The 7,903-nt window shown below is 67.2% G+C and carries 8 protein-coding genes (1 of these 8 cut by a window edge); 3 read left to right on the top strand and 5 right to left on the bottom strand.

Features of this window, described 5'->3' with window-relative positions:
• Positions 1-199: 199 nt before the first annotated feature.
• Positions 200-403 (bottom strand): hypothetical protein, encoded by a 204-nt coding sequence (locus E5Z01_RS14720; protein WP_135230049.1) that lies wholly within the window; start codon positions 401-403, stop codon positions 200-202.
• Positions 404-676: 273 nt separating this feature from the next.
• On the opposite strand from E5Z01_RS14720, the gene E5Z01_RS14715 reads away from it, so the two are divergent.
• Positions 677-1,600: a metallophosphoesterase family protein gene (locus E5Z01_RS14715; RefSeq protein ID WP_240738457.1), complete on the top strand. Its 924-nt coding sequence runs from the start codon at positions 677-679 to the stop codon at positions 1,598-1,600.
• Positions 1,601-1,690: 90 nt separating this feature from the next.
• Here E5Z01_RS14715 and E5Z01_RS14710 read toward each other — a convergent pair whose 3' ends face one another.
• Positions 1,691-1,918, bottom strand: coding sequence for a hypothetical protein (locus E5Z01_RS14710; protein WP_135230048.1), 228 nt, complete (start codon positions 1,916-1,918; stop codon positions 1,691-1,693).
• 90 nt (positions 1,919-2,008) lie between these two features.
• Between E5Z01_RS14710 and E5Z01_RS14705 the strand changes: the two genes are divergently transcribed.
• Positions 2,009-2,620 carry a GrpB family protein gene (locus E5Z01_RS14705; protein ID WP_240738456.1) on the top strand — a complete coding sequence of 204 codons (612 nt, stop codon included), beginning with the start codon at positions 2,009-2,011 and terminating at the stop codon, positions 2,618-2,620.
• Between the two features lie 72 nt (positions 2,621-2,692).
• Positions 2,693-4,039: a flavin monoamine oxidase family protein gene (locus tag E5Z01_RS14700; protein WP_135230047.1), complete on the top strand. Its 1,347-nt coding sequence runs from the start codon at positions 2,693-2,695 to the stop codon at positions 4,037-4,039.
• A 9-nt stretch (positions 4,040-4,048) separates the two neighbouring features.
• On the opposite strand, the gene E5Z01_RS14695 is transcribed toward E5Z01_RS14700, so the two are convergent.
• The 3 genes from E5Z01_RS14695 to E5Z01_RS14685 form a co-directional block, all read right to left on the bottom strand.
• Complete coding sequence (locus tag E5Z01_RS14695) at positions 4,049-4,915, bottom strand: phosphotransferase family protein (RefSeq protein ID WP_240738455.1); 867 nt, start codon at positions 4,913-4,915, stop codon at positions 4,049-4,051.
• Between the two features lie 216 nt (positions 4,916-5,131).
• Positions 5,132-6,706: a DUF937 domain-containing protein gene (locus tag E5Z01_RS14690; RefSeq protein ID WP_135230046.1), complete on the bottom strand. Its 1,575-nt coding sequence runs from the start codon at positions 6,704-6,706 to the stop codon at positions 5,132-5,134.
• A 129-nt stretch (positions 6,707-6,835) separates the two neighbouring features.
• Positions 6,836-7,903: the 3' portion of a prolyl oligopeptidase family serine peptidase gene (locus E5Z01_RS14685; protein ID WP_135230045.1), read on the bottom strand. 1,017 nt of this gene lie beyond the right edge of the window; the window shows 1,068 of its 2,085 coding nt (coding positions 1,018-2,085); its start codon lies beyond the right edge, outside the window — the gene reads right to left on this strand; the stop codon is at positions 6,836-6,838.

Below are 7,903 nucleotides of genomic sequence, written 5' to 3'. Positions count from 1 at the left end.
AGTGGGGGACGCAATCTCCGCTTCAGATTCGTTGATCTGGCGAGTAACGGGCGTTCACCCCACTCCGTTCCCAGCAACCGTCGCTGCGGGCGTCAGGCTAATCCCTGACGCCCGCAACATACAAGCGGAGTGAAGTGAAGAAAAAAGTGAAGTCAGCCGCCGCGTTTTCGGCTGGACAACGAAACAGCCGGCAGGCTGTTCAGGCGGTCAGGCGGACGTGCTGGGGCGCTTCAAGTTGCAGAACGTGCAGCAGGATCATATAGGCCGGGGAGTCGATGGACAGGCGGCCCAGGCGGTGCAGGGCCTTCAGGGTGGGCAGGTGGTACCACTCGCCGTCTTCACCCTGAATGGCGTCGCGTGGATCGAAGGTGGTGCGGTCGAGGTTGGGGGTGTGGCGATCCATCGTGTGCCCTCCTGGGGAAGCGAACAAAGATGAGAAGAATTTAATCCAAAGTTTATGTGATCTGAAGTTTACATTTATGCTCTGACGAATCACTGACACTTGCCCTGCCCCTCTAGAGCATTTGCTAAAAGCCTTCGGTCTTTTAGCCGAGCGAAGCGAGTGAATTTGGACGTGCAGGGCGAAGAATGGAGTCATGTGGGGTGCCCTTCCACACATGACGGAATTCGGAGAACTGCTCTAGACCGCTGACAGACGTGTGCTCAACTGGGGAGCGTGCGCCTCCTGCTTTCCCTCCTGACGCTGCTGACCCTGTCCCCCGGTACAGAGGCCCTGCGGCTGGTGCTGCTCAGCGATTTCAACGGGTCTTACGGCAGCACGACCTACCCACCGGAGCTGCATTCGGCGGTCACGCGCATCGTCGGCGGGTGGAAACCGGACGTGGTGCTCAGCGCCGGCGACCTGATCGCCGGGCAGAAAGCCAGCCTGAAGCCCGCGCAGGTGCAGGCCATGTGGCAGGCCTTCGAGCGGGACGTGCGCCGTCCCCTGCGCAACGCCGGCATTCCCTTCGCTTTTACGCTGGGCAACCACGACGCCAGCCTGGCCGCCGATCGCGTGCAGGCCGCGAACTACTGGAAAGCACACGCGCCAGAGCTTCCGTATGTGGATCGCGGTGGGTTTCCCTTCACGTACTCGTTCACTGTGCAGAATGTTTTTGTTGCCGTGCTGGACGCCAGTGGCCCCAACGTCAATGCCGCACAGCGCCAGTGGCTAAGCGCCCAGCTCGCCTCAGCTGCCGCCCGCAAGGCAAGTTTTCGGCTGGTGCTGGGCCACCTGCCCCTCGCCGGCGTTAGCCGCGAAAAGAACAAACCCGGCGAAATCATTCGTGACGCCGCCAGCCTGCGCCAGATCATGGAAAAGGGCGACGTCACCGCCTACGTCCACGGGCACCACGCCGCCTACTACCCCGGGCGGCTGGCCGGGCTGAACGTCCTGAGCAGCGGCGGAATCGGCGGGCGCGATTACGTGGGCTTTCCCGGCACCGCCCGCAGCGTGGTGACGGTGCTGGATGTGGAGCAGGGCAGCATTCGACTGACCGCTTACGACGCCAGCACCGGCCTGGCCATTCCCGCCGGCAGCTTGCCTGCCCGCATCGACGGCCTGGGCGGGCCACTGACCCGCGTCACGGAATTTCGTTAGCGCAGGTCTGCGAATTCCGTTCTTCGTCCTGCTCGTCCAAATTTACTCGCTTCGCTCGGCCAAAAGTACTTCGCTCTTCTGGCAAATGCTCTAGCGCCCTTTCTCGTTCCCGCGCCTGAAATTGCCGGTCGCGCGGGCCATCATCAGTTGCGCGGCGTGACTATCCAGCCCGATCAGGCGCGTCAGGAACTTCTGCGCGTCCTTGCCGGCAAGCGTGGTCACGGGCCGCCCGTACCACGTGATGACCACGCGCCCGCCTTTCTGCTGGCGATAATCGAAACGGTTGTCCAGGAGTTCACCACGGGCATCTTCCGGCACGGTTCAAGCCTGAAACATCAGGCTGCCGGAAGCCATAGCGCGTTTGGCCGATGACAACCTGGCCGGGGCCGGCGAACACTGACCAGCACCATGCCCCAGGATCAAGCCCCGCGCCACGAGTTGATGCCCACCGACCACCCACCGACGCGGGCCGAAGTGGAAGCGGCCTTCGTGGGTGGAATGCCGAAACTTACGGGAAAAATCGAGGTGCGCGAATACGACCCGCAGTGGCCTGTGTTGTACGGGCGCGAAGCGGAACGCCTCCGGAAACTGCTCGGCGAGAAGATTCTGGCGCTGGAACACGTCGGGTCGACCTCCGTGCCGGGCCTGGCGGCCAAGCCCATCATCGACATCGACCTGAGCGTGGAAAACTCCGCCGACGAGGACACTTATGTGCCGCTGCTGACCGCTGCCGGTTACCGCCTGACTATCCGCGAACCCGACTGGCACGAGCACCGCCTGCTCAAAGGGCCGGACACCGACATCAACCTGCACGTCTGGACGCTCGGCAGCCCCGAGGCCCGACGGCACAAGGTTCTGCGCGACTGGCTCCGCGAAAATGAAGCAGACCGCAGCGCTTACGGCGCACACAAGAAAACCATTGCCCACCGCGATTACGAGTATGTGTACCAGTACAACAATGACAAAGCCGGGCTGATCCGCGAAATCCTGGCCCGCGCCCTGGCGGCCCTGGACGGCTGACAGGCGGGCCTTTTGCCGTGACGACGCGGCATTTCTGCTCGAGGAGGAGTGCCCTGGCCGTTAAGCTGTCCTATGGACGCCCAAGTGATCGTGGTGGGGGCCGGCATTGCCGGCCTCACGGCAGCGCGCCGCCTGACCCAGGCGGGCATACAGGTGCGCGTGCTGGAAGCGCGGGAGCGCGTGGGGGGCCGCACACACAGCCTGCGCCTGCCCGTCACCGGCGTGAACGTGGATGTGGGCGGGCAGTGGGTCGGCCCCAACCAGCCGCACATCATGGCCCTGATCCGCGAGCTGGGCCTGGAGACCTTTCCCACCTACGACGCGGGCCACAACCTGGCTTTTCTCGGTGGACAGCGCCTGAAGTACCGCGGCCTGATTCCACCGTTGCTGCCGCAGGTGCTGCTCGATTACGCCCTGCTGGAACGCCGCTTCCTGGCGCTGAGCCGCCGTGTCCCGCTGGACGCCCCATGGGACACGCCGGATGCCGAGAGACTCGACGCCCAGACCTTTCACACCTGGATCGCGCGCCACGCCCGCACGCCGCAGACCCGCGCCCTGATGCACCTGTACGCCGGCGCGGTGTTCAGTGCCGCGCCCCACGAGATGAGCCTGCTGCACGCGCTGACGTACACCGCGCACGGGGGCGGCATCAACGGCCACACCCTGACCCGCGGCCATGCTCTGCAAGAGCGCGTGCTGGGCGGAGCCCAGGCCATCTCGCAACGCCTGGCGGACGCGCTGCCCGACGTGCGCCTGCAAGAACCCGCTGCCCGCATCGAGCAGGACGCGCAGGGGGTCACCGTGCACACCCCGCGTGGGGCACACCGCGCCGCGCACCTGATCGTGGCCGTGCCGCCCGCCCTGCTCTCCGGTCTGCCCTTCGAGCCGCCGCTGCCGCCCCGGCGCACGCAGCTTCAGCAGCGGCAACCCATGGGCGCGGTGATCAAATTCATGGTGGTGTACGACCGGCCTTTCTGGCGCGACGAGGGCCTCAGCGGCATGGTGATCAGCGACCGGGGGCGGGTCACGGTCACCTTCGACAACAGCCCCGCGCAGGGCAGCCCCGGCGTGCTGCTGGGCTTCATCGAGGGCGCGGACGCCCACGCCCTGGCCGGCATCCCCCAGGACACGCGGCGCGATCTGGCCCTGCAAGACCTGGCGCGCTACTTCGGGCCGCTAGCCCGGACACCCCTGGAAACCGTGCAGCGCGACTGGACGGCGGAACCCTACAGCGGCGGGTGCTACGGGGCGCTGTTCACGCCCGGCGTCTGGACGGCCTTCGGCCCGGCCCTGCGCGAACCGGTGGGCCGCATTCACTGGGCCGGCGCCGAAAGCGCTCGCGTCTGGATGAACTACATGGACGGCGCCGTCGAAAGCGGCGAACGGGCCGCGCAGGAACTCCTGGCCGCCGCGCCGTAAGCAGTGCCGTCAGGTCAGGGCCGCCGTGGCCTGCCCCACGAACCAGGCGTGCCGCTGGCGCAGCTGCGCTTCGAGCTGTGCCGAATGCCCCCAGTAGCCCAGGAACCCGCACGGACGCAGGGCCGCGCGCAGATCCCAGGAGGGCAACGCCAGCAACTTCGCCCCGGTCAGGCGGGCGTATTCGTCCGTGAACGCCTGCATGACTTCCTGCCCATGAAAGAACAGCAGTTCCAGCCGCGCGATGCCCACGTCATACAGCGGGTCACCCAGGGCGGCGTCCTCCCAGTCGATGACCGCTGCCAGTTTTCCCGTGTACCAGAGCGTGTTTCCCGGCCAGAAATCCCCGTGAAGCAGCGCGGGTTTTGCCGGCCGAGGGGGGTGGCAGTGCGCCAGGGCCTCCCGAATGTGCGTCTCCGCCAGGGAATCATCCGGCTCTGTGGGCGGTGGCCCCACCTCCGGCAGTGGGCGGAGATCCAGCCCTTCGGCCTCCAGCCCGTGCAGCCCGGCCAGAAAGTGCGCCAGTTGCTGCGGGTCTGGCGCGCCTTCCACGCCGCCCTCGCCCTCAACGAACCCAGTCACCAGCACGCCCGGCGCGTGGTGCCAGGGCGGCGGTACCGGCAAGCCCGCGCCATGCAGAAAGTGCAGCAGCCCGAATTCCTGCGCGGCGATGTTCGGCTTGGCCGCCAGATCCCGCTCGCCGTACCACCGCACCACCACCCGCCTGCTTTGCCCGTGCTGCTCGAACTCCAGCGCCGTCACGGTGGCCGACACGCCCCCGGTCAGGGGCCAGGCGCGGATCAGTTTGGCGTCTGGAACGAGGTTGTTGAGAAACTCCTCAAGCACGGGGTCGGCTTCTGGCGCAAGGATGGTGTCCACAGGCCTTCAGGCTAGAGCACGAATTACGCGCTCTCTGGAAGAGCACCTCAGATCGCTCCATTCTCTCCTGCGGAGCTGTGCCAGTCCGCTCGGACAAAAAGTACTCTGTTCGTTTGTCAAATGCTCTGGGAGAGAGGCGGCGCGAAGGCATCCGCCCACTGGCGCAGCGAACAGGAACAGGGGAGACCGCGCTGGCCTCCCCCTGCTTTTTCCTGGCTACTTCGTGGTGGGCGCGACGTACTCGCCCTGGGCGTTGAAGTTGGTGCCGCTGCCCGACACTGTCAGGGTGACCTGCCCGGCGGGGGGCGCGGCGGTGTCCTGCCCGCTGGGGCGCACTTCGTAGCGCACGGTGGACGGCTCGCCTTCCTGCCCACCGGGGTTGCTGGCATAACTCCAGGTACAGTCGCCAGTCACGGTCACGTCGCGCGTACCGATCCGTTCGGTGCCGCGCCACACGGTCACGGTGTACCCTTTGCCGCTGCCGCGCCCGCCGAAACGGAAGGGGGCGCTGACGGTTTCGTTGTCGCTGAGGCTGATGTTCAGGGCGTCGGTGCACTCGGCGCTGGTGCCGGCGGCGGCCACCGTGACGGGCAGGCGGGCCACGCGGTTGCCGCTGGCGTCGAGCACGGTGTAGGTGTGTGGGCCGGAGGTAGGGCCAGGCACGTCCACGCTCCAGGTGCCGTCCGGGCCGCTGGTGAAGGTGCCGATGTTCGTGCCGTCCTCGAAGGCAGTGTAGGTAGTGCCCGGCTGGCCCGTGCCGGTGATGTTGAAGCCTCCTGCCTCGACTTCCGCGCCGGCCACGGGGGCCGTCACCTCGACGGGCGTGTTCCCGATGGGGCCGCTGGCGTTCACGTTCAGGGTGGCCACGTCCCTGCCGCTGGCGTCCCTGAACGTATAAATGACGTTCCCGGCAGGAGCGGCGGCGTCCAGCACGTCCACGTTCCAGCGGTTGTCCTTGCCGACCGTGAACGTCCCCACCTGTTGCCCGGCGCGGCGCAGGGTGTAGGTGCCGCCGACCGGCCCGGTGCCTTCCAGCTTGAACCCGTTGGCGCTGACGTTCGCGCCGGGTGCGGGAGAGGTCACCGCGAACTCGGAGGTGACTGGGGATTCCCGGGCGGCCTGGGCCGCTTCGGCCTGGGTGGTGCGGTTGTTCTGCGGTTGCAGCAGCCAGCACCCGCCCAGCAGCAGCAGCGGAATCAGCAGCAGCGGCCACAGCGGCATCCCGCGCCGGCGCGCTGCCCCCCCGTACGTGACGGTCTGCTCGGCGCTGCGGACGGCCGGCAGCACGGCGGCGTTGGTGGGAATCGCCACGGCCGCCGGGGCGCGGGGCGCCTCGCCCACCAGCGGCAGGAAGCGCAGCGCCGCGTCGTCGCGCCAGCCCAGGCGCGAGATGAGCAGCGGCAGGGTCATGTCGAACAGCCGCCGCAGGGAACCCTGATCCAGGCCGTGCTGCGCGGCCAGCGCGTCGGGAAGGCCGGTGCGCTGCCCCGGCAGCAGCGTGGCCGCCAGGCTCTGGCCGGCGCGTTCCAGGTCAAGCGCGCCGCCCCCCATGCTCAGGGCTTCCATGACACTGGGAAAGCTGGGAATGAAACGCAGCGCCTCCCGCAGTTGCTGCTGGCCCAGGCGGGTGTCGGCCGCGCTGAGCAGGGCGCGCAGTTGCTGCGGCAGACCCGCCTCCAGCACGCGCCGCACCGTCGCGGCGTCCAGGTTCACGGCGCGGCCCAGGGACGCGGCGCCGCTGTTCTCGAAAAACCAGTCGATGAGGGGTTGGGCATTCAAGGGTGTCGTCATGCAGGGCCTCCTGACCGGGCCACACCGGAAACCGCTGGCCCTGTTTTGTCAGCAGGATGACATTTTCCGGCGCGGCGGGGCAGGTGCCACAAGAAAAACTCAACCCCAGCATCTTCCCGGCCCCAGGCTCTACTTCAGGTGGTTTTCCAGGAAACTCCACACGTCGGCCCATTCCTCGATGAGCAGGGCGGTGGGTTTGCCCGCACCGTGCCCGGTGTTCACCTGAATACGGATGATGGTGGGCCTGTGCTGGTGGCCGGGGCTGTGACTGGGGCTTTGACCGGGGCTGGCCCGCTGCACGCGCTGGAGTTCACTCATGAACTTGTACGAGTGGGCGGGCACCACGCGGTCGTCGTGGTCGCCGGTGGTGACCAGCGTGGCGGGGTACTGCACGCCTTCTTTGAGATTGTGCAGTGGCGAGTAAGCGTGCAGCGTACTGAACATTTCGGGGTCGTCGCTGCGCCCGTAATCGCTGGCCCAGGCCCAGCCGATGGTGAACTCGTGGTAACGCAGCATGTCCATGACACCCACCTGCGGTATGGCCGCCGCGAACAGCTCGGGCCGCTGGGTCATGGCCGCGCCGACCAGCAGCCCGCCGTTGCTGCGTCCCTGAATGCCCAGGTGCGCGGGGCTGGTCAGGCCGGTTTCGATCAGGTGTTCGGCCACCGCGATAAAGTCGTCGAACACGTTCTGTTTGCGGTTCAGCGTGCCCGCCGCGTGCCACTCCTTGCCGTACTCGCCGCCGCCGCGCAGGTTGGTCGCCACATACACCCCGCCCCGATCGAGCCACCCCAGGATCGCGGGGCTGAAGGCCGGGGTCATGCTGGCGTTGAAGCCCCCGTACCCGTACAGCAGGGTGGGGTTTGTCCCGTCCCTTTTCAGGCCCCGGCGCGCAATGATGAAGTGCGGCACGCGCGTGCCGTCTTTGCTGATGGCGAAGTCCTGCGTGACCTCGAACTCGTCCACGTCGAGGTTGATGCTGGGTTGTTCCAGCGCTTCCAGTTCCCCGCCCGGCAGTTCGGCGCGGTAAGGCGTGGTCGGGAACAGGTACGACGTGAAGCCGATGAACACCTCCGCGTCGTCCTGGTGCGCCGAGAGACCCATCACCGAACCCAGCGCCGGCAGGGCGAGGTCGCGCTGCCTCGCTCCCTGGCGGTTATGCAGGGTCACGCGGTGCGAGGCATCCTTCAGCGTGAC

It is taken from the genome of Deinococcus fonticola (assembly GCF_004634215.1).
Classification (GTDB): Bacteria; Deinococcota; Deinococci; order Deinococcales; family Deinococcaceae; genus Deinococcus; species Deinococcus fonticola.
The sequence above is the reverse complement of the archived record's forward strand: the minus strand, read 5'-3'. Positions and strand labels throughout refer to the sequence as shown.

Excerpts from the sequence above, each read along its gene's own strand:
- E5Z01_RS14720 (WP_135230049.1), bottom strand. The coding sequence starts at position 403 with ATGGATCGCCACACCCCCAACCTCGACCGCACCACCTTCGATCCACGC.
- E5Z01_RS14705 (WP_240738456.1), top strand. The coding sequence starts at position 2,009 with ATGCCCCAGGATCAAGCCCCGCGCCACGAGTTGATGCCCACCGACCAC.
- E5Z01_RS14700 (WP_135230047.1), top strand. The coding sequence starts at position 2,693 with ATGGACGCCCAAGTGATCGTGGTGGGGGCCGGCATTGCCGGCCTCACG.
- E5Z01_RS14690 (WP_135230046.1), bottom strand. The coding sequence starts at position 6,706 with ATGACGACACCCTTGAATGCCCAACCCCTCATCGACTGGTTTTTCGAG.